The 25,752-nt window shown below is 44.0% G+C and carries 24 protein-coding genes and 1 pseudogene; 12 read left to right on the top strand and 13 right to left on the bottom strand.

All coding sequences use genetic code 11. From position 1 onward, the window contains the following. Nucleotides 1-713 precede the first annotated feature (713 nt). From ACGHAV_RS05220 to ACGHAV_RS05190, 7 genes are all read right to left on the bottom strand, one after another. Nucleotides 714-3,821 (bottom strand): efflux RND transporter permease subunit, encoded by a 3,108-nt coding sequence (locus ACGHAV_RS05220; RefSeq protein ID WP_032096159.1) that lies wholly within the window; start codon nt 3,819-3,821, stop codon nt 714-716. A gap of 60 nt (nt 3,822-3,881) precedes the next feature. Beyond that, nucleotides 3,882-4,811, bottom strand: coding sequence for an efflux RND transporter periplasmic adaptor subunit (locus tag ACGHAV_RS05215; RefSeq protein ID WP_014951216.1), 930 nt, complete (start codon nt 4,809-4,811; stop codon nt 3,882-3,884). Continuing rightward, nucleotides 4,804-6,201 carry a TolC family protein gene (locus ACGHAV_RS05210; RefSeq protein WP_014951215.1) on the bottom strand — a complete coding sequence of 466 codons (1,398 nt, stop codon included), beginning with the start codon at nt 6,199-6,201 and terminating at the stop codon, nt 4,804-4,806. Before ACGHAV_RS05210 ends, ACGHAV_RS05215 begins: the two co-directional genes overlap by 8 nt. Before the next feature lie 72 nt (nt 6,202-6,273). Beyond that, complete coding sequence (locus ACGHAV_RS05205) at nt 6,274-6,651, bottom strand: hypothetical protein (RefSeq protein ID WP_014951214.1); 378 nt, start codon at nt 6,649-6,651, stop codon at nt 6,274-6,276. A gap of 19 nt (nt 6,652-6,670) precedes the next feature. After that, complete coding sequence (locus ACGHAV_RS05200) at nt 6,671-7,570, bottom strand: cation diffusion facilitator family transporter (RefSeq protein WP_014951213.1); 900 nt, start codon at nt 7,568-7,570, stop codon at nt 6,671-6,673. Next, the gene (locus ACGHAV_RS05195) at nt 7,557-7,922 is read right to left on the bottom strand and encodes a DUF3703 domain-containing protein (protein WP_014951212.1); all 366 of its coding nucleotides are present in this window, start codon (nt 7,920-7,922) and stop codon (nt 7,557-7,559) included. Before ACGHAV_RS05195 ends, ACGHAV_RS05200 begins: the two co-directional genes overlap by 14 nt. Beyond that, complete coding sequence (locus tag ACGHAV_RS05190) at nt 7,919-8,545, bottom strand: cation transporter (protein WP_014951211.1); 627 nt, start codon at nt 8,543-8,545, stop codon at nt 7,919-7,921. Before ACGHAV_RS05190 ends, ACGHAV_RS05195 begins: the two co-directional genes overlap by 4 nt. 79 nt (nt 8,546-8,624) lie before the next feature. On the opposite strand from ACGHAV_RS05190, the gene cadR reads away from it, so the two are divergent. Continuing rightward, on the top strand, nt 8,625-9,047 hold the full coding sequence (cadR, locus tag ACGHAV_RS05185; protein ID WP_014951210.1) for a Cd(II)/Pb(II)-responsive transcriptional regulator: 423 nt from the start codon (nt 8,625-8,627) through the stop codon (nt 9,045-9,047). Between the two features lie 381 nt (nt 9,048-9,428). On the opposite strand, the gene ACGHAV_RS05180 is transcribed toward cadR, so the two are convergent. Both ACGHAV_RS05180 and ACGHAV_RS05175 read right to left on the bottom strand, forming a co-directional pair. Further along, nucleotides 9,429-9,980, bottom strand: a complete 552-nt coding sequence (locus ACGHAV_RS05180; protein WP_390377358.1) for a DUF3833 domain-containing protein — start codon at nt 9,978-9,980, stop codon at nt 9,429-9,431. A 66-nt stretch (nt 9,981-10,046) separates the two neighbouring features. Further along, nucleotides 10,047-10,517, bottom strand: a complete 471-nt coding sequence (locus ACGHAV_RS05175; RefSeq protein WP_390377355.1) for a chalcone isomerase family protein — start codon at nt 10,515-10,517, stop codon at nt 10,047-10,049. Nucleotides 10,518-10,711: 194 nt separating this feature from the next. Here ACGHAV_RS05175 and ACGHAV_RS05170 point away from each other — a divergent pair, with 194 nt between their 5' ends. From ACGHAV_RS05170 to nspC, 4 genes are all read left to right on the top strand, one after another. After that, complete coding sequence (locus tag ACGHAV_RS05170; RefSeq protein ID WP_390377352.1) at nt 10,712-11,632, top strand: 1-aminocyclopropane-1-carboxylate deaminase/D-cysteine desulfhydrase; 921 nt, start codon at nt 10,712-10,714, stop codon at nt 11,630-11,632. A 154-nt stretch (nt 11,633-11,786) separates the two neighbouring features. Beyond that, complete coding sequence (locus ACGHAV_RS05165) at nt 11,787-12,197, top strand: hypothetical protein (protein ID WP_390377349.1); 411 nt, start codon at nt 11,787-11,789, stop codon at nt 12,195-12,197. A 159-nt stretch (nt 12,198-12,356) separates the two neighbouring features. Beyond that, nucleotides 12,357-13,559 carry a saccharopine dehydrogenase family protein gene (locus tag ACGHAV_RS05160; RefSeq protein ID WP_390377346.1) on the top strand — a complete coding sequence of 401 codons (1,203 nt, stop codon included), beginning with the start codon at nt 12,357-12,359 and terminating at the stop codon, nt 13,557-13,559. A gap of 135 nt (nt 13,560-13,694) precedes the next feature. Further along, on the top strand, nt 13,695-14,825 hold the full coding sequence (gene nspC / locus ACGHAV_RS05155) for a carboxynorspermidine decarboxylase (RefSeq protein ID WP_390377343.1): 1,131 nt from the start codon (nt 13,695-13,697) through the stop codon (nt 14,823-14,825). A gap of 130 nt (nt 14,826-14,955) precedes the next feature. Here nspC and rsmI read toward each other — a convergent pair whose 3' ends face one another. Then, nucleotides 14,956-15,792 (bottom strand): 16S rRNA (cytidine(1402)-2'-O)-methyltransferase, encoded by an 837-nt coding sequence (gene rsmI / locus ACGHAV_RS05150; RefSeq protein WP_390377340.1) that lies wholly within the window; start codon nt 15,790-15,792, stop codon nt 14,956-14,958. 191 nt (nt 15,793-15,983) lie between these two features. On the opposite strand from rsmI, the gene ACGHAV_RS05145 reads away from it, so the two are divergent. From ACGHAV_RS05145 to ACGHAV_RS05115, 7 genes and pseudogenes are all read left to right on the top strand, one after another. Next, nucleotides 15,984-17,987, top strand: a complete 2,004-nt coding sequence (locus ACGHAV_RS05145; protein ID WP_390377338.1) for a penicillin-binding protein activator — start codon at nt 15,984-15,986, stop codon at nt 17,985-17,987. 5 nt (nt 17,988-17,992) lie between these two features. After that, nucleotides 17,993-18,334 carry a YraN family protein gene (locus ACGHAV_RS05140; RefSeq protein WP_390377335.1) on the top strand — a complete coding sequence of 114 codons (342 nt, stop codon included), beginning with the start codon at nt 17,993-17,995 and terminating at the stop codon, nt 18,332-18,334. A 139-nt stretch (nt 18,335-18,473) separates the two neighbouring features. Further along, on the top strand, nt 18,474-19,550 hold the full coding sequence (locus tag ACGHAV_RS05135; protein WP_390377333.1) for a glycosyltransferase family 4 protein: 1,077 nt from the start codon (nt 18,474-18,476) through the stop codon (nt 19,548-19,550). 37 nt (nt 19,551-19,587) lie between these two features. Continuing rightward, nucleotides 19,588-20,184, top strand: a complete 597-nt coding sequence (locus tag ACGHAV_RS05130; protein WP_334013692.1) for a phosphoheptose isomerase — start codon at nt 19,588-19,590, stop codon at nt 20,182-20,184. Between the two features lie 63 nt (nt 20,185-20,247). After that, entirely contained in the window at nt 20,248-20,835 is a 588-nt protein-coding gene (locus ACGHAV_RS05125) for a BON domain-containing protein (RefSeq protein WP_390377330.1), read from the top strand. A gap of 19 nt (nt 20,836-20,854) precedes the next feature. Beyond that, on the top strand, nt 20,855-22,228 hold the full coding sequence (locus tag ACGHAV_RS05120) for an MFS transporter (protein ID WP_390377815.1): 1,374 nt from the start codon (nt 20,855-20,857) through the stop codon (nt 22,226-22,228). A gap of 57 nt (nt 22,229-22,285) precedes the next feature. Beyond that, nucleotides 22,286-22,408, top strand: a pseudogene (locus ACGHAV_RS05115) (LuxR C-terminal-related transcriptional regulator); the annotation flags it as partial. A gap of 12 nt (nt 22,409-22,420) precedes the next feature. On the opposite strand, the gene ACGHAV_RS05110 reads toward ACGHAV_RS05115, so the two are convergent. The 3 genes from ACGHAV_RS05110 to ACGHAV_RS05100 form a co-directional block, all read right to left on the bottom strand. Continuing rightward, complete coding sequence (locus ACGHAV_RS05110) at nt 22,421-22,753, bottom strand: hypothetical protein (RefSeq protein WP_390377327.1); 333 nt, start codon at nt 22,751-22,753, stop codon at nt 22,421-22,423. Between the two features lie 17 nt (nt 22,754-22,770). Beyond that, entirely contained in the window at nt 22,771-23,067 is a 297-nt protein-coding gene (locus ACGHAV_RS05105; RefSeq protein ID WP_390377324.1) for a hypothetical protein, read from the bottom strand. A gap of 128 nt (nt 23,068-23,195) precedes the next feature. Further along, nucleotides 23,196-25,460, bottom strand: a complete 2,265-nt coding sequence (locus ACGHAV_RS05100; RefSeq protein ID WP_390377321.1) for a TonB-dependent receptor — start codon at nt 25,458-25,460, stop codon at nt 23,196-23,198. Nucleotides 25,461-25,752 lie beyond the last annotated feature (292 nt).

Genomic DNA, 25,752 nt, shown 5'->3' with positions numbered 1-25,752 from the left:
TTTTGCTTCCATGCGCATATTCACAATCCATTGCGCATTTATGGTGCCTGTACTTTGTAACAGGTTTATGAAGAAATTAATACAGCTTGAATCGTCCACATTAGAAAAAACTTATTCAAATTAAGCCGAATAATAGACAGATTGGGACATATAGAGATAAAGAACGAATTATTGAATTGAGTACGAGATTGCTCAATTTTTGCTGAAGAATAAAGCTACACCAAGAACAGGCTATCTGTTGAGTACACAAAATAGACTTTAGTTAACAACCGTTAAACTATGCTCAATTAAATTGGTCATGACTTAACCTAATACTTTCAGAAATAGAACTGAGCACAAATTAACAGTCTCTTGAGAGCGTGAAGCGGACATTGGATATTTCTAACTCGCAAGACCGCTTCAGACAAACAGCAGACGTTCAGGGCTCTCTGCTCTTGATTCCGATATTTACCATAAGCGGAAGTTAATATGCTTTATTCTGACTGACTCTTCAGTGGCATAAAGCAGTTATTCAGACCACAATAGTCCACAGGATGCGCCTCCAAAAGCCGAATGTTGAATATTACAATTGATAACCAACCCTACAACTCCAAATTTTTATTACAAAGCGATTTACGAGCCACCTCCCCATTTTGTCAAAAGAAGTCGAATGATCGTCATGGGGGTAAGTAAATCCGGGGCATTGATTTATAAACCCAAATGCCCCAGTGCTGCTAATTCACCTTATAGTGAACGAGTCTATAGAGTACAGGTAGTACAACCAGAGTTAACAAGGTAGAGGATATGATCCCACCAATGACCACCGTTGCCAGAGGTCGCTGCACCTCTGCGCCAGTACCTACGTTAAGCGCCATGGGCACGAAACCAAGACTCGCCACTAACGCTGTCATCAGCACTGGCCGCAAGCGAGTCATTGCACCATCAATAATCGAGTTTACCAACTCGCCAGTCTCTTCCATCCTCTGCCTGATAAAAGACAGCATTACCAGACCATTCAATACAGCAATACCAGAGAGCGCGATAAAACCAATCCCTGCCGATATTGAAAGAGGCATATCTCTGATCCAAAGAGCAAAGATGCCGCCAGTTAATGCCAAAGGGACGCCTGTGAAAATTATCAAGGCGTCTTTGACTGAGCCAAATGCAATCACAAGTAATGCAAGGATCAGGAAAAGCGTTGCGGGCACAACCAAGCTCAGTCGTTGACTTGCACTTTCCAATTGCTCAAACGTTCCACCATAACTTATCCAATAACCACTCGGCAGTGCCACATTGGCTGCGATTTGCTCTTTAGCATCATTGACAAAAGAGCCTAAATCACGATCTCTCACATTTGCTGTGACGACGATACGGCGTTTTGCGTTTTCTCGACTTATTTGACTGGGTATATTGGTATATTCAAGCTCAGCCACCTCGGCGATTGGCACATACTCACCATCATTGGTCATGATGGGTATATTTCCCAGCGCTTCTAAATCATTGCGAATCTCTTCAGGATAACGAACAACAATCTCAAAGCGTCTGTCGCCTTCAAATACCAAACCAGCTTCTTTGCCGCCAACTGATGCACTTAACCACGTTTGCAAGTCAGTTACGTCTAAGTTGTAACGCGCCAGCGCATAAGGCTTCGGGTTCACCGTGAAGATGGGGATCTCATCTACTTGTTCTACTCGTGCATCAGCAGCGCCCGGAATATCTTGTAATACGGATAAAACATCACCAGCTGAATCCCGCAGCTTATCCAGATCATCACCATATATCTTGATCCCTAAATCTGCCCTAACGCCACTAATTAATTCGTTAAAGCGCATCTGTATAGGTTGCGTAAACTCATAGTTATTGCCGGGTACATTTTGAAGATCCCTCTCCAATTGCTCGACAAATTCCGTTTTCGATAATGCAGGGTTTGGCCATTCATCAATTGGTTTTAGCATTACAAAAGTGTCAGTGACGTTGGGTGGCATAGCATCAGTAGCCACCTCAGCAGTACCCGTTTTAGCAAATACGGTGTTTACCTGTGGGTATTGCATAATGACCTGTTCAAGCCGTTTTTGCATATCGACAGCTTGTTCAATTCCTGTGCCGGGCACTCTCATTGCATGAAGGGCTATGTCACCCTCATCTAGTTGCGGCACAAATTCAGAACCTAGGCGCATCCCAAACCAAACACTGATAACTACGAGTAATGTTGCTGCACCTACTACCAACCATCGTAATTTTAATGCCCACTCCAGTACAGGGCGGTAAACTGATTTAGCCCCAGTGATTATTGGACTCGCTTTTTCACTGACTTTGCCTGACATAAACATAGCAACAGCTGCGGGCACAATGGTGATTGAAAATACCATTGCCGCTAGCAATGCCAATATTACGGTAGCCGCCATTGGGTGAAACATCTTCCCTTCGACACCTGTTAAGCTAAAGATAGGAATGTACACAATCGTGATTATCATCACGCCAAATAGACTTGGGCGTATCACCTCATTCGTTGCCTCAAATACGACTTCCAGCCGTTCTTTAAGAGGCAGTATTGCACCCGTTCGCCGCTGCGATTCACTTAATCGCCTAATACAGTTCTCGACGATAATAACCGCTCCGTCAACAATCAGTCCAAAGTCTAACGCACCTAAGCTCATTAGGTTCGCGCTAACGCCCGTTTGTACCATGCCTATTATTGTGGCAAGCATGGCAAGTGGGATGACAGCGGCGGTGATAATTGCTGCCCGTATATTGCCCAGCAATAAAAATAAGACAACAATAACGAGTAGTGCGCCTTCAACAAGGTTTTTTTGTACTGTATTGATGGCTTTATCCACGAGCGTAGTGCGATCGTATACACTTTGGATAATTACGCCCTCTGGCAGGCTTGCTTGGATTTCATCCACTTTATCAGCCACGTCTAGCGCAACAGCTCGGCTATTTTCGCCTATTAGCATCATAGCTGTGCCCAACACCGTCTCTTGACCTTCTCGTGTTGCAGCGCCCGTTCTAAGCTCCTTACCGATGGCGACCTCTGCAATGTCACTTACCGTGACGGGAGATCGGTTTGTAAGCGTTACCACCACGTTACCGATGTCCTCAACGCTCGAAAGTCTCGCTTGTGAACGTACTAGTATTTGCTGGCCGTTGCGTTCAATGTACCCAGCGCCCTGATTAGCGTTATTTCGATTTAATGCCCGCAATAAATCGTCAGTACTAACGCCGTAATTAAGCATAAGTTGAGGATTAGGCTTCACATGATACTGTTTGGTAAACCCCCCAATAGCATTAACCTCTGTTACCCCTTTCACCAAGGCCAGTTGAGGTTTCACCACCCAATCGTGTAACTCTCGAAGCGCCATTGCATCAAATTTTCTGCCATCGACAGTTACTGTGCCGGGCTTCGCGCTAAGCGTGTACATGTAAATTTCACCCAAACCTGTGGCAATCGGCCCCATCTTAGGCTCAATACCATCGGGCAATTGGCTTTTGATAATGCCTAGCCGTTCGTTTATGAGGTTTCTGGCAAAATAGAGATCCGTGCCTTCTTCAAAAACGGCCGTCACTTGTGATAAGCCATAGCGCGATAGTGAACGTGTGTAGTCCAAGTTTGGTAATCCTGCCAAAGCGTTTTCTACCAAAAAGGTGATACGTTGTTCAGTTTCAAGCGGTGAATAACCTTCTGCTTGTGTGTTGATTTGTACCTGAACGTTGGTGATATCGGGTACGGCATCAATAGGCAGCTTTTGATAACTGAATAGGCCTAATCCAATCACCAAAAAGGAAAGCATCAGAAAAATACCGCGCTTTTCGATTGCGGTACGAATAATGGAAACTAGCATCTTAAACCTCCCTTAGAACTACACGCCATTTGACAGGGAAATATCAGTTGTAGTGAGGCATTAATGATCATGGCCTGCCTCCGATTTTTCCAAATCTGCTTTAATTATGTAGCTATTGGAAGCCACGACGCGTTCGCCTGCTTCAAGGCCACTGATAACCTCGATATAGTGACCATCTGAGACACCAAGCTCTACCGCTCTGGGCGCATACTCATCACCCTCAACCACAAAAACAACTTGTTTGGCTTCATACTCTTGCACAGAAGATAGAGGAACCGAATGACTTACTGACTTAGTTGACGTCGTAACTTGTGCTTTGACCAGCGTACCGAGTGGCCAATATCCAGTACTATTATCGACAGCTACATTGGCAAGAGAGTGTGGATTGCCATCAGCTGAAGGCGTAATATATGCAATCTTGGAGGTTTGGTTGAAACCTGCGTGGCTTAGTTCAACTGACTGTCCAACCTTGATGCTGCTAAGCATTTGTGAAAAAACGGTCAGCTGTGCCCATACGTTTTTATAGTTAGCTAACGAAAAAAGTACTTGCCCGTTTGATAACTCACCATTATTCGCATGTCGCGCAATCACATTGCCATCAAAAGGTGACGTGATGGAATAACTTTTTAAACTCTCATTGGACTCAACAACCGCTAAAATATCACCTTTCTTAACGGAATCGCCAATGTTGACTTTTACATCTTTAATAACACCGTCAAACCGTGCTCTTATATGACTTAATGAGGCGGGGTCTGCACTAATTCGCCCATAAAGCGTACTCGTTAACGCAATATCGCGTGCGAGCACGGGAGTTGCAGAAATACCATTCTGAATTGCTGTTTCATTGCTCATTCTTACGACTTCACCTGCGTGATTGTCTTGATCGCTGGAACTTACATCACTGTGTTTACCTCCTGCGATTGCGGTTAGGCTATAAAGGCTAAGGGTGAAGATAGAAATAAGTACTTTTTGTATTGTGAATTTATTCATAATCATGACTTCTTATCGAAATGTTAGATGACTGCTGCCAATTGCTTTTGTGACTTGGGTGAAATGAGTCATCATTGTGCTCATTCGTCAGCGCGAGACCTGTGAGTGTTTCAATTTCTGTTTTGCTTAAGTGAACTTGAGACGCTGCCTCTATTAATGTCAGCCGGGTTGTCAGAAATTCTTGTCGAGTAGTTACCCATTCCAAGTAGCTGAAACGGCCCTCCAAATAGGCGTTCTCGACTAAATCTAACGCGCCCTTTAACGGAGGAATCACCTTGCGCTGAAGTGTGTCAATCTCTAGCAATGCTCGTGTATGTTCGCCTAACGCTTGATTAACTGAATGTAATAGGCTTCGAACGTTGCTTTGTCTTTGCTGCTCTATTGCGTCAAGACGTGCCCTGTTTGCTTCATATTCACCAAGGTTTCGTTCTTTTTGAAACAATGGAACGCTTACTCCGGCAACCAGTGCTGTTTCATCAATACCTTGCATTCTGCGAAGCCCCGCTGACCACTCAATATCAGCGCGGTTATTCGCTTGCACTAAACGAAGCTGCGCCGCTTGCACACGGCTTTGTTTAGCGTATAGGTCAATGTGAGGGCTATTTTGGATTGCGACTGCCAGCGCATCAAACGACTCAATCTTATTAAAAGCAAAAAGATCGCCTTCCACACGCTTAAAGCTCGGTACCTGCTCCCCCCACATGATGGATAAACTGCGCAAGGCAAACGTTAGGTCCTGTTGAGCTAGATTAACATCGAGCTTTGCTTGGGCCAGCGCAGCTTGGGCACGTTTTTGTTCTAACAAGGGGGACGCGCCTGCTTCAACGCGTTTCGTTACGGCATTCAATGTATAAAGTGCAAGTGCCTCTGCATCTTTTATGACGTCTAAGTTCGCCTGCAATACGAGTACTTTGATGTAACGACGATTAAGCTCACCGAGGATATCTAAGGTGAGTATTCGCTTTTCAACATCTTGCTGTATTCTTCGTTCAGAGAGTACATTCAACCTTGCTGCTGGCTTATCATTGAGCTGTAACACTGATGATAATGTCAAGGTAACTTCAAGCTCTTTGAGACCTGATACCTCGCCAGTTCCCAAAAAGTTCTCTAATTCAACCCCTGCATTCAATGCGGGTTTAAGCGCCGCCGTTTTTGACTCTCCGTCTATAACACGTTGTTTAAATTTAAACTCATACAGACTTGGATTATTGGCAAGTGTTAGTCTAATAGCGTCCTCAAGAGTCAGCGTTTCTCGTATGGGCGCTTGGACACTTTTGTCTACAAATCTGTTGGTTTTCGCCGCATGAGCGGTCGGTGGACTGAGTAATAAGCCCAGTATGCAACTGCACACAATGGCAGATGCATGCCCGAAAATAGGAAACATTTTCATTGGAATATCCTAATAATTTATCAATATTTAGCATCGCGAGTGTTATCAGCGCGGTGCTATCGAAAAAACGTACTAGGAAGTAATTTTGGGGGGGCGAAGTAAGCGGTTAATAGGTGCGTCAATTACCGCATCTAAATAGTTGAAATTGTGGACTGAAACCACTGTTTTCAGACTGTTGATATGACTCTGACTGACCCACTGTGCATGTGTGCCATGGCAGTGGCCGCAATGGTGACAATCAGCAGGATTGTGGTGCTCTGTACTTACTTTATCACTGGTTTCATTGGCAGACAGCTCAGACTGCACTTGCTCGTGCTCAGAATGCTTATGCTCGTGTTGCAAGTGCTGAATGTCTATTGCATGAAAATCTAACGAATTCGCCACAGCAGAAAACGACTGAAAGAGTATCAGCGAGATCACGATGTAACTTATGCGTTTTAGATTTTTCATGTATGAAAGGTTACCAAGCCTAATTCACTTCGTCACGACATTGTTCATTAGCAAACTCCAGCTCAACTGTCGTATGTTCAAATTTATACTTTTCTAACGAACTGTGTATGTTTTCTTTGAGTGATTGGAGGTGCTCAAGACTGACATCTTCATCAAGAACAAGATGGACCGTCATTACGTTACGCTCACCGTCTAGAGACCAAATATGAAAATGATGAAGATCACTTACCTTATCGTTTGCCAGTAAATCGCTTCGAATCTTTGAAAGCTGTTCTTCATCGGGCGTTGCTTGCAAAAACAGCATTAGGGTTTCTTTGAGATTGCGGAACACATTGAAAAGGATGAACAAAGTAAAGCCAATGGATAAGATTGGATCTAAAATAGGCCAAGGCTTAAACATTAAGACGATGGACACGATAAATACTGCTACCCAACCAAGCACATCTTCCAGCAAATGCCAGTTGAGGACTCGCTCATTTAATGAGTCTCCCTCACTCAGTTTATAAGCCGCAAAGCCGTTTACTGCCATCCCAAAGATAGACAATAAAACCATCCCTTCAACTTGGGGCATTTCAGGCTCAGCCAAACGAGGTATCGCTTCAAGCAATATCCAAATGGAGCCTACCGTCAGCACAATACCGTTAATCAATGCACCGAGTAAGGAAAATCTTTTGTAGCCGTATGAGAATGTTTGATTAGAATCTTTATCGCTAAGCTTGTTTAATCCCCACGCTGTACCAATGGAAAGACTATCACCCAAATCGTGCACTGCGTCAGCCATAATAGCGGTGCTGTTGGTAAGCCATCCACCAATGAATTCAATAACAGTGAACACCACATTTAAGAAAAACGCCCATCCAATACGTTTAGACGCGTCGGTTGAATTCTCTTGCGAGTGTGAATGGTTATGACTGTGCATTTCTAATTTTTTCCAATATGGCTTTGTTTTCGGGTGAAATAGACATTGACTTGAATGGACTCACGTTTGCCCCACCAGTATTGCCCTCAGGCAATAAGCCAATTGGAGTTTTAGTCAGCGCACCTAGCATTCTAAAAATTTGTCCAAATATCTCTTTAAGGTCGCGGCGTTCTATTCCAAATTTAAGCATTTCATAATGCACTCGTGTGTGGTGGTATGTTGAGTGCTGACCGATGACATGAGCATCCTCTAAGGCCTTAAATCCTGCTTTATTGTCATTGTTCGAAAGGGATTGATGCGCGGCGCTCAGTTTTTGAAGTATGTAAGGTTTTGCTGCTTGAGTGAAATTCATACGATCTCTCCATTCGTCGAGCTGTTTTCACGGAATTCCTGTCTGGCGTCTTTTAGAATTAAGACTGCGCCTCGTAACACAACGATAGACACAATAAAACCTATGACCAAATCAGGCCAACGAGTATCGAATAGATAAACCATCACACCCGCCAATATCACTCCTATGTTTGCAATGACGTCGTTTGCCGAGAATATCCAACTTGCTCGCATATGCACCTCGCCATTTTTTTGTTTTCTGATTATCGCCAAACATATAACGTTAGCGATAAGTGCAACACCGCCCATGCCCATCATAAGCATAGATTCAGGCCCACTTCCAAAGGTTGCGCGACGAGCTATGTCAAACAAAATTAATAGGCCTAATGCCAATTGAAAATATCCACTTACCTTTGCAGCATTGGCTTTGTGAACAATTGTTTTCCCTACTGCATATATACCAACACCGTAAACGACTGCGTCAGCCAACATATCAAGGGAGTCTGCAATAAGTGCTGTTGAGTCAGCGAGTAACCCTACACTCATTTCAATGATAAACATCACAGCATTGATGCCCAATAGCCAGTAGAGAACTGCCTTTTGTTCTTGGTCTTTTATCTCAATTTCGCACCCACAACCACTCATAAAAACACTCGCTTTACTCACCTATAACGCGAGTGTAAACTCTATACTTGGTATAGAGTCAAGCTTTAGGCAAGTTAAAATGAAAATTGGGCTTCTGGCAGCTAAGACAGGGTTAAGTATTCAGACAATTCGTTTTTATGAGCGTAAATCACTATTGGCTGCACCTGAGCGAACGGCATCGAATTATCGAAGCTACTCTGAAGATGCACTGAAGCAGTTATTGTTTATAAAGCAATGTCGCGCATTAGATATGACAATCGAGGAAATTAAATTAGTACTGGAAACCCGAGCAAACCCAGAGAATAGCTGCGAAAACGTTAATACTACAATAGATAAGCATGTTGACGATATCGAACATCGGATAGCTGAATTAAAAGTACTACAAGAAACACTGATTTCAATTCGTTCTGCTTGCGATCATGATAAGAAGGTTAAAGAGTGCGGGGTATTGCATCAATTAGATAGCATTGCAGAAGTGTGTTCTTCTAGTACGGAGAATTAGTCTCGAATTATCAGTTTTATGTTGGAGCTTTGTCATAGGTATTCGGCTAAAGCAGCCATTCAATTTTTATTAGTAGCATGACCGTTGATTACCTCATTCGTGTCATTAAAATCTTAATGAGCCAAGGTCTGCTTCACGTGCAAATCAGTCGATAGAAAAAATTAGCAGAATGTCCGCTTCTGGCACAAGCCAGAAGTTTAAAATATTCCTCCTAAAGGTCTCTTCCTTGTTTTTACGCTACTCGGTTCAAACCTAAACTTTCAAGTGAAAACACCACATAAATTAATACGTTATGTAAGTAAAACTAAGCCGATGCACTAACACCCTTTCGCTTAATGAAGTAATTCACATTAAACTTGCGTGTTCAAACTGTGCCTGCTATTACTGCTTCTGCATAAAAATAGTAACTTCGGCCATTACAATGCCAAACTTTCTGATATACGAACGGTTCATCATGGTGTTTTCATCGAAAGCCCAAAACCAGTCGTCGAAAGTAACCGCATAGGTGGTGTCGTCTACCGGTAAATCCATTTCATAATGGAAGTTAAACGCGTTGCCATAAGACGTACCTTTGGCAGGTCCTTCAATATCCGTTGCGCTACCAATAAACGTGTTATCCGACTGTTTTACAATGGTCCAAACACGCTCGGTTGGACCCTCACCAACACCATATTCAAATTTCTCATCAAGCGTTAGGGTGTCACCTTCAACTTTGCCTGCAATATCAACAATAAACCGTTGTACCACTTCGCCCGAACGGTTTTGTACAATTCCCCATGCCTTTACGTCACCATCGAAAAATTGCTCTAAATCAAACGCTGGCTGCACCGCTTTGTAATCATTGCCTTCAACAGAAACCGAGCAGCCAGACAGCCCAATTAGGCTAATCCCTAGTCCCAATACTGTTACCGCTACTTGCTTAAATAATTTCATTTCGAACATACCTTTTATCTAATTTGGAACATACGCTTCTTGCGCATTACAAAAGTGTTGATGTTGTTACAGACCAAGTAGCGCCTTTCTAAATTTGGGCTCTGACGTTTTTTCACCTAACCAAATATTGAAGAAACTTGTGGTGAACTCACTGTCGTCTACGCTGCCAATTTCCTCACCATTTGAATAAAACACCGTACTGCCATCTTCAGTTGCAATACCGGTCAGCACATGACCGTCAGATACATCTGGAAAAATAGTCTCCATACTGTTAAGCCATTTATCAGCCTTTTCTTTTGACAAATCAGCCTGCTTTTTCATTTCATCAATAGAACGCTGGGCTATTTTTTTACCTTCTAGCTCGCGTTGATAGTTCAGTTTCAAAGCAAATACGCCACCCTCTTCATACTCACCATTTGGAGCAAACAATGATGCGCGATACACATCCCAAAAATAGTAAGTAAACATCTTTTCACCGACTACTTTTGCATTTGGAACCTTTTCTTGCACCTCGCTGGGAATGTCGTCATTCGCCATACTTGATTGTCCTATTGATAGAAAAATAAAAGTAGCTGCTGCCACACATGCTGAAAAAACCGAACGACGCACGAAACTCATAGGGTGTGTAGTTGAAAGCATTTGTTAATCAAACCTCTGTTTGATGTTGTTAAACCATATAAACGTTATACTGCTACCGATATCCAATTGATCACAGTTAGGTTTTCGCACTTTTGAATGATTTACTGTCGTTAGAGGCTACATTAACGCTCCCATCGCCTTGCCAACCCTTTGCGCCCGAATGGCCAGGGAGTAGCAATGTTAACTTGTGGGTTAAACGAGATGACGCCATTCATAGCGTGATTTCTGGAAACAAATGGCGCAAGCTGCAACATACGCTGAAAGCATTCAGCCATTCTCAAATCGTCAGTTTCGGCGGCGCTTATTCAAATCATCTGCATGCGTTAGGTTTCGCGTGTAGGGAGCTAGACATTCCCTTAACAGCGTTGGTAAGAGGCCATGAAAGTGCAACGCCATCACCTATGCTTCAAGACCTTGTTAAATGGGGTGTAGACATTGAATTTGTAGACCGAAAAACCTACCAACAGAGAAATACAGAAAGCTATTTAGCACAGCTGGAGAGGCGTTTTGATAGTGCACTTATTATACCCGAAGGCGGCAGTGAAGCATCTGCCATTTATGGCATTCAAGAGATGGTACGCGAAGTAAATAGTACGGTAGATTTTGATACCATAATGGCGCCGGTTGCCAGTGGCGCGACATTATCAGGCATAGTCTCGGCGCTCACACCGAAACAAAGCGCTATAGGAATTGGTGTACTAAAGGGCGAAGGCTATTTAGAAAATCTAGTAGAGCAATTTTTGCCTCTCTCTGATTGCGCACATTCAATGAAGACAAATCCTACACAGAACTGGAACATTAATCACAGCTACCATTTTGGAGGTTACGCAAAAGTAACGCCAGAGCTGAGAGAGTTTTGCGATACGTTTAACCGCACTATGCCTTTTCACATTGAGCCCGTGTATTCAGGTAAGCTATTTTGGGCGCTTAAAGACATGCTTTCAAAGGGCGCTTTCAAGCAAGGAGCAAATATTGTGGTAGTGCATACGGGCGGGCTTCAGGGGGCGCGCTAATCAATTCTCAAAGAGAAACATTACAAATGGCATGACGACGTATTTATACAGGCTGTCTATCTGGCATTCTGAGAATCTTTAAACTAATGTGTCAGTGAGCGCGTAAAAAGAAATATGTGTTAACGAAGCAAGGCTAACTCATAGGACTGACACCATGACAGATAAACCAGTGACACTGCCAACGCCCTTAAACGAGCTTGTATCTAAAGCACTCCAACTTTGCGAATTAATGTTGCCCATTAGCGATGTATTCTACCCTTTTGCAGCGGTACATGAAAATGGCCGCGTCGGCTGCATTTTTAGCGATGAGACCACTAGTAAAAAGTCAGAATCGCAGCTTATTGAACAGCTACAATGGCGCATTATTGACACAACAACCGACACCAGCAGCTTCAGTGTTCTGGTGTATGCAGCTACCGTAAATACACAGAACAGCAAAACACTAGACGCCATTGCTATAGCGATGACAACGCCAAGTAATGAGGAACGTCTTCTGCTATACCCATACTATCGTGTAGATGGCAAAGTGGTGATATCTCCTCCATTTGACGCGGTAACGCGATAACACACGTTTCACGCTTGGTAGCAAGCCTACTGCAGCGCCAAATTTATTGGTTACGATTAAAATTTTTTGTGCTGCTGCAGACGGTCTTTGCTTGCCAAATCAGTTTGGTCTGCTAGCATTCAGCCCAAAATTCATTAGCAAAATTAGGGATTAGTGATTATGTCTCGCGTTTTAATTATTGGTGCTGGCGGTGTTGCGTCGGTAACCGTGAAAAAATGTGCACGTTTACCTCAGCATTTCGACGAAATTTTCCTTGCAAGCCGCACGGTTTCTAAGTGTGAAGCGCTTCAAAAAGAAGTGGGTGAAGACCGCGTAAAAGGTGTGTTTGCACTTGACGCTGATAACGCAAAAGAAGTTGAAGCATTAATTAACGAAGTAAAACCAGACCTAGTAATTAACCTAGCGTTGCCTTACCAAGACCTTCCAATTATGGACGCGTGCTTGGCAACCAACACTGATTATCTAGACACTGCTAACTACGAGCCAAAAGACGAAGCAAAATTTGAATATTCGTGGCAGTGGGCGTACCAAGACAAATTCAAAGATGCAGGCATTATGGCGCTTCTTGGTAGCGGCTTCGATCCGGGTGTAACCAACGTGTATACCGCTTATGCAGCGAAACATTACTTCGACGAAATTCACTACCTTGATATCGTTGACTGCAATGGCGGTGACCATGGTCAGGCATTTGCAACTAACTTCAACCCAGAAATCAACATTCGTGAAATTACTCAGCGCGGTCGTTTCTGGGAAAATGGTGAGTGGAAAGAAACCGATCCACTTAGCGTTCGTGAAGACTTAGATTACCAAAACATCGGTGTACGTGCGTCTTACTTGATGTTCCACGAAGAGCTAGAGTCGTTGGTAAAACACTTCCCAACCCTTAAGCGCGCACGTTTTTGGATGACATTTGGCGATGCATACCTAAACCATTTACGCGTGCTTGAAGGCATTGGCATGACCAGCATTGAGCCGGTTGAATTCCAAGGCCAGCAAGTAGTACCACTAGAGTTTTTGAAAGCGGTACTTCCTAACCCAGGTTCACTTGCAGAAGGTTATAGCGGTATGACCTGTATCGGTACCTACATCACAGGTATTAAAGATGGCAAAGAGAAAACTATCTTTATTTACAACAACTGTGATCATGCTAAGTGTAACGAAGAAGTAGGTGCACAGGCGGTATCTTATACTACAGGTGTTCCGGCAATGATTGGCGCGGCGCTTATGCTGAACGGTACATGGAAAGAAGCGGGTGTTTGGAACATGGAGCAGTTCGATCCAGATCCATTCATGGACATGCTGAACGAACACGGCCTTCCTTGGCACGTGCTTGAATGTGAAAGCAGCCCTTTCACTAAATAAGGGTAGCCCTTATAAACATGAAACTACGGGCGCGTTAATTCTGCGCCCTTTTTCTTTATTTAGTACACTGGTGTAACGCTTTAACACACCTTATTATTGCGTTCATCAACACACTTTACTTGGAGCTTTACTGCATTGACCGATTTAACACTACGCACTGATATTCCTTCACCGTGCTATGTATTGGAAGAAGCAAAACTAATCCGTAATTTAGAACTAATGAAACGCGTTCAAGACCAGTCAGGCGCGCGTATTATTCTTGCTCTAAAAGGCTTTTCAATGTGGTCTTGCTTCGACATCATCAAGCAATATCTACACGGTGCCACGGCAAGCTCGGTGTGGGAGGCCAAACTCGCTGCAGAGATGGGCAAAGAAGTACACGCCTATTCACCCGCCTACAAGAAAGCTGACGCACAGGAGTTATCAACGCTGGTAAATCATCTGTCGTTTAACAGTATTTCTCAATGGCATGCACATCGTGAAACGCTGAGTAACGTAAGCTTAGGACTGCGTATTAACCCTGAACATCAGGAAGCAGATACGCCGCTATACGACCCTGCTGCACCTGGCTCTCGTTTGGGCATAAGAGCAAGCGAGCTTGAAGGTGTTGATTTAGAGGGTATTGAAGGCTTTCACTGCCATAACCTGTGTGAATGCGACTCTTTTGCCACAGAACGCACGCTAAAAGCGATTGAAGCGCGTTTCGGTAAATGGCTAGGCCAACTTAAGTGGCTAAACCTGGGCGGAGGGCACTTGATGACCCGCGAAGGCTATGACGTTGATCACCTTATTGCCACTTTGAAAGACTTTAAAACACGCTACCCGCACTTGGACGTAATCTTAGAACCGGGTTCTGCTGTGGCTTGGCAAACCGGGCCGCTTATTTGCGAAGTGGTTGATGTAGTAAATAACGAAGGTGACATTGCGATTTTAGACATTTCAGCCACAGCACATATGCCTGATGTGCTGGAAATGCCCTACCGCCCCACTGTGCTTAATGCGGGCATGCCCGACGAGAAAGCACACAATGTAAAATTGGGCGGTAACTCATGTTTAGCCGGCGATGTAATCGACACCTACTCGTTTGATACACCGCTTAAAGCTGGCGATCGTTTACAGTTTGAAGACATGATGCACTACACCATGGTAAAAACCACGTTCTTTAACGGCGTTGAACACCCTGCTATTGGTATTTTACGCAGTAATGGCGAGTTTGAAGTAGTAAGAGAATTTACCTACGAAGACTTCAAAGGTCGTCTTTCGTAAGCACTTTTGGTTAAAAGAAAACCGCCGTAAAGGCGGTTTTTTTTGTGTCTGTTAAAACCTGTTAGCGCTAAAGCTAGTTTCTTATTTTTTTGCTCTTGGACTTTATTCCTTCGAGTCTATTCCTTAGAGCCTATTCCTTAGAGTCTAGGCCCGCCTGATAAAGCGCGTTTTTCTTCAAATCGTAATGACTCGCTACCACTGCGGCCGCTTTTTTTAACGGCATATATTCACATAGGGTATGCAGTAAGGTCATAGCTTCACTGGGTATTGCCTGTTCACTGACTTGAGCCGGCCCAATCATTACTACAAACTCGCCTTTTTGATGTGCTGCATCAGCTTGCAAGTAATCGATTACGTCTTGCGCCGTGCCGCTTACATAGGTTTCAAACGTTTTCGTTAGCTCTTTGGCAATAACAAGTTGACGCTCGCCTAACACTTTTTGAATATCGCTTACGGTATCCAGAATGCGTCTTGGCGCCTCGTAGAAAACCGTAGTAAAGGTTCTATCAAGCAACGCAGAAAGCGCGTTTTCTCTTGCCTGCATTTTTACCGGCAAGAAGCCCTCGAAAATAAATTTATCGGTAGGTAGTCCAGATGCGCTTAACGCCGTAATAGCGGCGCATGGCCCTGGTAGTGCACTAACTGGAATACCCTGTTCACGGCAGCGTCGAACTAAAATAAAGCCCGGGTCGCTTATCAGCGGTGTACCCGCATCGCTAATTAAAGCCACCGCCTCTCCGTTTTTGAGCTTTTCGCACAACATTGAAGCCCTTTTATCTTCGTTATGCTCGTGAAGCGACAGCGTTTTTGTGCCAATGCTAAAATGCTGTAAAAGCCTTGCGCTATGGCGCGTATCTTCAGCCGCTATCCAACTTACCTCGCGCAGTACTTCAATTGCTCTAGCGCTGATGTCGTCTAAGTTACCGATAGGCGTTGGAACTATATAAAGGGTGGCGATGTCGGTCATTAGGTATTGTGCACTCGTTTAAACACGTTCTAATAAGTACATTCATACAACGGGTACTTAAAAGGACAGTATTAAAATCAAAAATATGCGACAAGTATACCACGCCGTTAGTCCAGATTATGCGTGCAAACGTAGATTTTCACACTGGTTGCGATAAACTTGACCCACTTTGATGTAAAAGGAATGAAACTGTGCGTTACATTGGACATGCTGGAAAAATATTTACACTATCAGCCATTGCGCTAGTAATGTTCGGTTGCGGAAGTACTGCCAAACAATCATCGCGGCCTGTTGCAACAACACAGCCTGCTGAAGTGGTGGTAGTAAAAGAAGATATAACACCAGAGCGCAAGCTGCTAGAAGCCAAACAGGTCTGGCAGCAATCACGCGACAAAACTAAACGTAACGCACTGCTTTTAGAAGCGGCTCAGCTTTATTTCAACAACCAGCAGCCTATCCTTGCACAGCAAGTTTTATTTGAAATAAAGCAAGACGGCATTCCAACAGCCAACCAATCTGACTATGCGCTTTTAATGGCGCAGGTTTATGCAAACGAAAAACGCACATCGGCAGACCAACTGCTGGCTTTCGTTGATAAGGTCTCGGTAGATGCGAATAATAAAGCACTGGTAGCAAATCTCTATACTCAGTTTTATACCAGAAAAGGCGACTTCGCCGCTGCTGCGAACAGTGTTTTAAATACCGATTTGCCCGAAGAAGAAAAAGTACAACAGGTGTGGTCTTGGCTTTCAACCGTACCGAATGACGAGTTAAAAAGCATAAGTGAACGCTATACTGCGCTTGCGCCTTTTGTAACGCTGCGAGAACTTACCCATCAGTACGCTGCAACCCCTCGTATTCTGGCAAACAATTTAGGGCAGTTTACCCAAGTATATCGAGGTCATGTGCTTAGCCAGCATCTGCCAAAGGAAGTAGTAGATGCAACTCAAGTAACTAACATCGAGGCCACTGATGTAGCAGTATTATTGCCGTTGTCAGGCCGACTTGGCCGAACAGGCAGTGTGGTAAAAAACGGTATTATGGCAGCCTACTATCAAGATATAGAGCAGCGTTCTAACGAAAGAGATCAGCCACGCCTTCGTTTTATCGACACGAATGAAACCAGTGTTGAAACGCTGGTAGAGCAAATTGGTGACACCAAATTTATTATCGGCCCTCTGCTAAAAGAAACCGTGGAACAGCTTACGCCTGTGCTTCCTTTTGGCGTGAACATGTTGGCTTTAAATAGACCTGACGAAGAAGAAAGTCTCAACACTAATAAGTTACAAAACAAGAGTAGTGGCAGTAATGCTGGGGTTAACGAAAGTAATGTTTCAAAAGGTAATGCACTTGTAGAGTCGGCGCTGAATGACGGCAGTGAACAGCTTGAAGCATTAGTAAACACGACGTCGTTAAATTATTTTGGCTTGGCGCCAGAAGATGAAGCACGTCAACTTGCCGAGTTCATTTTCAATAAAGGGTATCGAGCGCCAATAGTAATAGCGGCGCAAAGTAGTTTATATCAGCGAATGGACAGCACTTTCAAAGCACACTGGAAAGCGTTAAACAGTATTGAAAACAAACAACGTGCAAACATAACATCAGTAGTATTTAATGATAGCAACTCGCTTAGAGAAGGCATTACTCAAGCGCTTGATGTTGCGCAAAGTAATGCGCGCATAAACCAAATTGAATACATGACCAATGATGAAGTGTATAACCTACCGCGCAGTAGAAGAGATATCGACGCCATTGTGGCTTTTGCATCACCACAAGATACCGAACTGCTGAACCCCATTATTGAGGCAAGCCTTAACCCATATGACGATAAATTAGTCCCCGTGTATGCCACGTCACGCTCGATAGAATATGACAGCGGCAAGAATCAATGGCGAGACTTACAGAACGTGCACTTTATTGATATGCCGTGGTTAATGCCTACACACCAGTGGCAAAAACTGGCTGAAGAAGTAGCCACTGCCTTAGACAATCAAAACACGATGCAAAAAAGACTTTTTGCATTTGGCTACGATGCTTACCAGCTGCTGCCCAAATTAGGCACGCTAAATACGCTGAGCTACTTAACTCACGACGGTTTAACAGGAACGCTCTCTGTTAATAAAAAAGGTGAAGTAATAAGAAAACAGCCTCAAGCCATTATTCGCAATGAAGAAGTACAGATGCTAATGGAGTAAGAGCCATGTCTATACTGCAAGGGAATGCAGCGGAAGACAAAGCATGCGACTTCCTATTGGAACAAGGTCTTACATTGCGTTGTCGTAACTTTAGAACGCGTCGCGGCGAGCTAGATTTAGTCATGCAAGATGGCAGCACCATAGTTTGCGTTGAAGTTAAATATCGCAAGCAGAATAACTATGGCAGCGCTGTCGAATTTGTTACGGCGAAAAAACTACAGCGAATTCGGGCTGCGTTTGAATACTATTTGTTGGATAATAGCGTGAATTCGACGACGACTTCTCTGCGAATTGATGTAGTCGCAATAAATGGTAGCGAGCTTCAATGGCTAAAAAACGTTGGCTAAAAAACGTAAAAGTACATTGGAATGTAGCGTTCAGATATTCTAGTGAACTGCTTCAGCGTTAATAGAAGCACTTTTTGGCGCTTTATCTTATGATTTACAACTTATCATCGATAGATGATAGCTTAGGTTCCCACAAACAATGAGTCACCCAAACAACAATTTACCTAGCAACGAAGAAGTTGAGCTAATAGTAGGCAATTCAAACTCAAACTTCTCTGGTGTTACTTCCACTATGCTGCAAGTGACGTCTATACAAAAAGACATGATGAATTTGCGAATAATGGGCAAGCACTTTGTTCCAGATCCTTCATTAGTCATTTCTTTTTGGGATGTGGTGAAAATGTGCAGAAAGCCGCTTAGCAACGGTAAATGGCGTATTTTCCATGCCCGCCGTGTGGATGAGATGATTCAAGGTGTTATTCTAAAATATCTATTTGGTGCCAAAATAAAGCTTGTATTTAGCTCTGCAGCACAGCGAAAACGCTCGGGTTTTACCGTTTGGTTAAGCAATAGAATGGATGCTGTTATTGCTATGAGCAATCGCTCAGCATCATTCTTAAACAAGCCACCCGCCAAAATAAATCTGCACGGCGTACAAACTGAAAACTACCTACCAGCTGAAAACAAGCAAGAAGCATGGCAAAGCCTAGGCTATGGTGGTAAGTACGGCATAGGTATTTTAGGGCGAGTAAGAGAGCAAAAAGGCGTTCACCTTTTTGTTGAAGCCTGTATTGAGGTTCTTCCAAAATATCCCGATGTGAACGCTGTGGTTGTTGGCGCGATTTCCTCTAGTAATCAGGAGTTCGTTAACCAGCTAAAAGATAAAATTAACCGCGCAGGCCTTGCAGAACGCATCATATTTACCGGTGAATTGCCTTTCGAGCAAATTCCCAAAATTTTTAGCGCACTTTCACTGGTAAGTGCCTTAAGTTACAACGAAGGGTTTGGACTTACTGTTCCAGAAGCCATGAGCGCTGGTGCTGCCGTATTAGCCACACAAGCTGGTGCATGGGAAGACATCATTAGACCCGGCGTTGACGGCTACATAGTGCCCACCAAAAATCAGAAGGCTGTGACTGAAAAGATAGACTTGATGCTTTCAGACATGGATCAACTTGCTGCAATGGGTAAAGCGGGAAGAGAGCATGTTGTGCAAAACTTTAAAGTAGAAGACGAAGCAAGAAACCTTGTAGAGTTCTTCCGCACGCTTCAATAACGCACAGCATCTGATAGCGAAAACTAAGAGATATCGCATGATAGAACAAATAAAAGCGAACTTTACTGAAAGCATTCAAACCAAAATAGCGGCTACAGAAATTCTGCCAGAACATATAGAGAAAGCCGCTTACATGATGGTTGACGCATTAATTCGCGGCAACAAAGTACTAAGCTGTGGTAATGGCGGCTCTGCCAGCATTGCGCAACACTATGCGTCAAACATGCTTAACCGTTATGAGCGAGACCGCCCAAGCTTGCCGGCTATTGCGCTAAGTACCGATACATCAACACTTACCTCTATTGCTAACGACTACAGCTTTGATGAAATTTTTGCCAAGCAAGTGCGCGCCTTAGGGCAGCCAGGCGATATTCTGCTGGCTATTTCAACGAGTGGTAATTCAAGAAACGTTATTGCAGCAATGGAAGCGGCGCTTTCTCGCGACATGACTATAGTGGCGCTAACCGGAAAAGACGGTGGCGAAATGGCAGGCTTTTTAAGCGAACACGATGTGGAAATTCGCGTGCCTTCAAATCGCACCGCTAGAATTCAAGAGGTGCACTTATTGGTTACTCACAACTTATGTGAATGTATCGACGATAGCTTATTCCCTGCGGATCATGGCGACGAATAGTTTGAACGTTGCGAATGCTATAAATGTAACGAGAATTAAAAATAACGAGTTATTAAAACCACGATGACAATAAGCGCTAGAAAAACAACATTAATGGGTCTTCTATTAGCTGCCGTAGTTACACTTCAAGGCTGCGTAGTTGCCGTTGGTGCCGCCGGAGCAATGGCAGCAAAAGTGGCCAATGACAGACGAACTGTAGGTACACAGCTTGACGATCAAAACGCCGACAGTGCAGTGGCCTATCAATGGTCAAAAAGCGACGCGTTAAAAGAACAAGCCAACTTGCAAGTTGATGTGTACAACGGCGTTGCCTTGCTAACTGGCCAAGCACCTTCACAAGCATTGCTTGACGAAGCGGTTAATCGCGCTCAGGAAGTGGCATACCTAAAGAAAATTCACAATCAAATACGCATTGCCCAACCAATTGGCGCAGGTACTCAAGCAAACGATATTTGGCTAGCCTCGAAGGTGCGCGCAAAAATTGTGGCTGATGAACGTGTACCCGCACTTCAAGTTAAGGTAGTAGTTCAAGATTCAGAAGTGTTTTTGATGGGACGTTTATCAAACGTTGAAGCTACTGCAGCGGTAGACATTGCGCGCAACGTCACCGGCGTTGCCCGCGTAGTTCGAGCCTTTGAAATTATTCAATAGAGAGTTTGCCACAGCGCTTCTGGTCGCAGGAGCGCTATTTATGGAAATTCTTGACGCCACGATAATTACGACGGCGTTACCTGTTATTGCAGCCGACTTTAATGTTCCTGCCGCGCACCTTTCTATTGGGGTATCTGCTTACCTCGTTGCCGTTACACTATTTATTCCTCTAAGTGGCTATGTAGCCGACCGCTTTGGTGCGCGTACTATATTTATTGCCGCTATCGCCGTATTTACTCTGGCATCGGTTTTGTGTGGCTTAAGCACTAGCCTTTTCGAATTTACTTTTGCGCGTATTTTACAGGGAATTGGCGGTGCTATGATGGTACCTGTAGGGCGGTTAGTGGTACTACGTGACTTACCAAAAGAAAAGTTAGTCAGTACCGTGGCCATTATAACCTGGCCTGCTTTAAGTGCTCCGCTGATAGGCCCAGTATTGGGCGGTTACATTGCTACCCATTTATCGTGGCAATGGATTTTCTATATGAACATCCCGCTTGGTATAGTGGCCATTGTCGCCACACTTTACCTTCTTAGAAATAGTAAAAACCCGGTAAGTAAATTTGATCTAAAAGGCTTTTTATTAACCGGCATTGGGTTTGCTTTGTTTATGGCTGGCATTGAGTTTCTTGCCAGTGCAACTGAAAAGGCCCTGTATGCAAGCGTCGTTATTGGCATTGGCTTTTCACTTATGCTGTTAGCCATAGCGCATATAAAAAGAACGCCCGAACCGCTTTTTTCATTTGAGGCCATGCGGTACAACACCTTTAAGCTTTCAGTCTACGGCGGTTCTATAGTACGTATTGCACTAGGTAGCGCCCCTTTTCTTGTTCCTCTTATGCTGCAGCTGGGCCTTGGTTATTCTCCAGTAGAAGCAGGCACGCTTCTGTTGTGGTTATTTGCCGGTAATCTAGCAATAAAGCCAGCAACGACTTGGATAATGAACACGTTTGGCTTTAAGCGTGTGTTAATCGCCAATGGTATGCTGATAGCGTTAGGGTTTGTCGCACTAGCTCTTATATCGCAAAACACATCATCTACCGTTATCGCCGCAATTTTATTTTTTAACGGGTTAACACGGTCTATGCATTTAACGTTGCTTAATACCATTGCATTTGCCGATGTGCCCGCAAGCAAAATGCGAGATGCAAACACACTAAGCGCTATTTTAATGCAAATGAATAGAGGCCTAGGCATTACGCTATCAGCACTTTCCATTGCAGTAGCCACATTGATTTTAAATCAACAACCTTCCTCGCCAGATTTAACTACATTTGCATTATGTATGTGGTTTATGGCCTTCGTCGCTTTTATAAGCACCTACGACAGTGTGCTACTGAGCAAAGAAGACGGAATAAGCGTTCTGAATAAGAGAAAATCGCAAAAGACATAAGCAATTCGGTTACAACACCTTTTTTAATGACAATTGTCATGTAAAAGTGATGACCTTTCCAAATCACTGTTCTTGTCTGAAGGAACAGTGAGAAACTATCTATCAGAGGCTATTTCGAAATTAGACGCAACTAATCGTATAGATGCTGCAAGGATTGCTAAGCAGAAAGGTTGGTTGTGAGGCTTTATTGACTTAAAACCAAACCTTGTCGATGGTATTGGAGGCTTCCAAGTTGAGAGTTTTAGCAAGGTCGTTCAATACTCTTTCTGGCCCGTATACTTGCCCTTGCACTTTCGAAGACCACACGCAGGTTAATATGCTTGTTCCCTTCTTCAAAATGCATTGCCACAATGGCGTATCGGCTTGAAGACGGAGATAGTCGTCTTCAATTTCCCAGCCATCGTCAACATGTTCAACAATAAGCTGCTCAAACTGTGCAAATGGTATCGACTGAATAATGATCCATTCGTTTTTAATGAACTTTTTTTCCAACCTTGCTTTTTTAAAGCCCGTAAACAATCCCATTCTACTGCTCCATCACACTATCTAACTACTGTACCCGTCATTTGTCCTTCAGGAGAAGGGCATGTACACATTGAACCGACCGATTCAACACCTGCTATCGGACATGTTCCGAAATTTCCTGAGTCGCTATAAGAGCAACGACTTCCCATAGTACTTTCAAACAAAAACGCATCGTCATCGCCTACTCTTTCATTACTTCCCGTATCACCGTCCATGTCGACAATGACATAGCATGCAGAAAGCGATAAACACGCGAAAATCAAAGCGACTAAGCGTAAGACGCTTGATGTTTTAAGCGCGAGAAAGTGTTTCATGGGTACCTAGTTTTTGAAATTCTTTTTACTAAAGCTATGCTAATTCTTATTATAAAACAAGGTAAATAAACAAAAAAAAAGCCGGTTACAGTGAACCGGCTTTTTAATTATTTCAATAACTTAACGACTTAGAACTCAGTAGAGAATCTCACACCAAATTCGCTGGCATCGTTGCTAAGAATTTGAAGAACGTAGTCGCCCGTGTTCAAACGTGCATTGTCGTAACGCTCGTCAAAAATGTTGCGACCGTAAAGTGCTACGGTGTAAGCATCGTTAGCTGGCGTATACGCAATATCAAAGTTTACTAGCTCACGGCTATCAAGATCAGTGTTACGCTCTGGCGCAGACGTTGGCTCGCCGTACATTTCAGAACGGTATGAGTAATCTGCTCGCACGCGGATTGAGTCACCGCCGTCAAGTTCAAACGTGTACTGAGGGCCAATAGCAAGCGTTAGGTCTGGCGTTAATGGCGCAACAGGGCTAAAGCCTGCTTGCTCTTCTACGTCAACGTCCATGTAACCAATGCTGGTCATCATGCTGAAGTTACCGTAGTTAAACGTAGTATCTAGTTCAACACCACGAGACGTTTGCTCAACCACTAGGTTTGCTGTGTCGAAACCATTTTCGCTTACGCGGCTTACTTGGTAAGGCAGGTCTTCAAACTCAGTGTTGAATACCGCAATGCTCACATCTACGTATTCGTTTACACGACCTTTTAGACCCACTTCGTAGTTAATTGCCGTGATGTTGTCAGACGCTGTGAAACAGTTGTTTGCGCGAACTGCTGCTTGTGCTGCATCGATATCGTCAAAGCCACCTGCACCGAAGAACTGGCCAATAAGGCAGTAAGGACGCGCTGGGTACTGACCAGACTGATAGCCAGACTGAATAGTCGCGTAACCTGTCATGCCATTTTCAAACGTATAGTTTGTTGCTGCTTCCCACGTTACTTCGTCCCAATCGTTTGAGTCGAAAATAGTACCAAGTGGGCCAAATACGTTTGCAGATGCATCTTTTTCATCTTCTGTGTAACGAAGACCACCAGACACGCTTAGCTCGTCGTTAATGTCGTGACGCACGTTTACGTATGCCGCTTTTGACGTAGTTTCTTGGTCAAGTTGAAGTAGGTTTGGACCACCGTCGAAGTTAGAATCTTCGCCCTGACGGTTGCTACCTTCTTCGTTGAAGTAGTAAAGACCTGCTACAAAGTCAGTGTACTCGTTGATGTAACCATTAAGCTGAAGTTCAACAGAGGTTTGATCTGCTTCACCGCGCTCTGGGAACTGGTCTAGAGAGAAAATAGTGCCGTCGTCGTCAAGACCCGCTTTGTACTTAGATGTACGCTGGCTTGCTACAACTTTTGCAGTGTAATCTTCGTTAATATCCCACTCAGTAGTAAGTGAAAGACCACGTGCTTCGTTTGATACGCTAGTTACGGCTTCTGTGCCCGTTGCGTTGTCGTAACGGTCGAAACCTTCTGGGATAACGTCAGAGTTGCGTAGCTCAACACCTAATCCGTTGCCGCCACCGAAGTAACGTGCAGAACCAACTTCGTCAATGAGTACTGTGTAAGGACGAAGACCGCCGTCACCATTATTTGCGTCAGCAGTTAGTACCATGCGGAAGTCGTTTGAAGGCTCCCATTTTACTGATACACGGCCAGAGATGTCTTCAGTCTCGCCAACATCGTACTCAGCGTTTGGTACGTTAATGAACTCGCCAAGGCCGTCGCGCTTGTTGAAAGATAAGTTCATGTTGAACGCAAGCTCATCAGACAAACCGTGGTTTACGAAAACGTCAGCTTTAACGCGACCACGAGTACCGAATTCAGTATTTACTTTAGTTACGTCGCCTTGATCTGGCTCTTTAGTGATGATGTTAATTGCACCACCAATTGAGTTACGACCGTAAAGTGTACCCTGTGGACCACGAAGTACTTCGATACGCTCGATGTTATTTAGGCTCCAGTTTTGACCAACTTGGCGGCCTAGGTATACACCATCAACGTAAACACTCACGCCTGGGTCAGTAGTAATAAGGTGGTCTTGAAGACCGATACCACGAATGAACGGGTTAACTGACGACGTGTGACCTGCAGAGAAACCGGTAACGTTAAGGTTTGGTACAAACTTACCCACGTCTGTTAGGTCGGTAATACCTTGTTCTGCTAGTTTGTCACCGTCAAATGCGCTTAGGGCAATTGGCACTTCATAAATAACTTGAGGGCGTTTTGTCGCGGTAACGGTAATGGCTTCGAACTTTTGCTCTTCTGTTGCTTCTGCTTCTTGTGCAACTGCAACGTTTGTAAGAGCTGGAACGGTCATCGCTACTGCAAGTGCGACAGGCGAAAGCTTACTGGCAAGTGTCTTAGACACGTCAGTATTGGTTTTCATGGTGTAACCCCTTTGCTTGAGTGTTAGGTATTTAATCTGTTTGCTTATTGCTTCAAGCTCTTCTGTGGAGCTTTTGCAACCTAAACCTGGGGAATTATTTGAGGTGTAGCATGTTTGCTATGTGCTGATTTCAGGCAATAAAAAAGTAAGTTGCAATGAAAAATTACAGACTTACTCTCATTTTGCTTCTCTTAAAATTGGAAGCGACCTTTACCAGCCCTCAATTTCTCAGCAGTAGAGTTTAGGCTTGAAGACTGGGCGGGCATAATACCGATATGTTTCTTTTTTGGAA

Source organism: Alteromonas sp. MTD1 (assembly GCF_042848195.1).
In the GTDB taxonomy this organism is placed as follows: domain Bacteria; phylum Pseudomonadota; class Gammaproteobacteria; order Enterobacterales; family Alteromonadaceae; genus Alteromonas.
The sequence above is the reverse complement of the archived record's forward strand: the minus strand, read 5'-3'. Positions and strand labels throughout refer to the sequence as shown.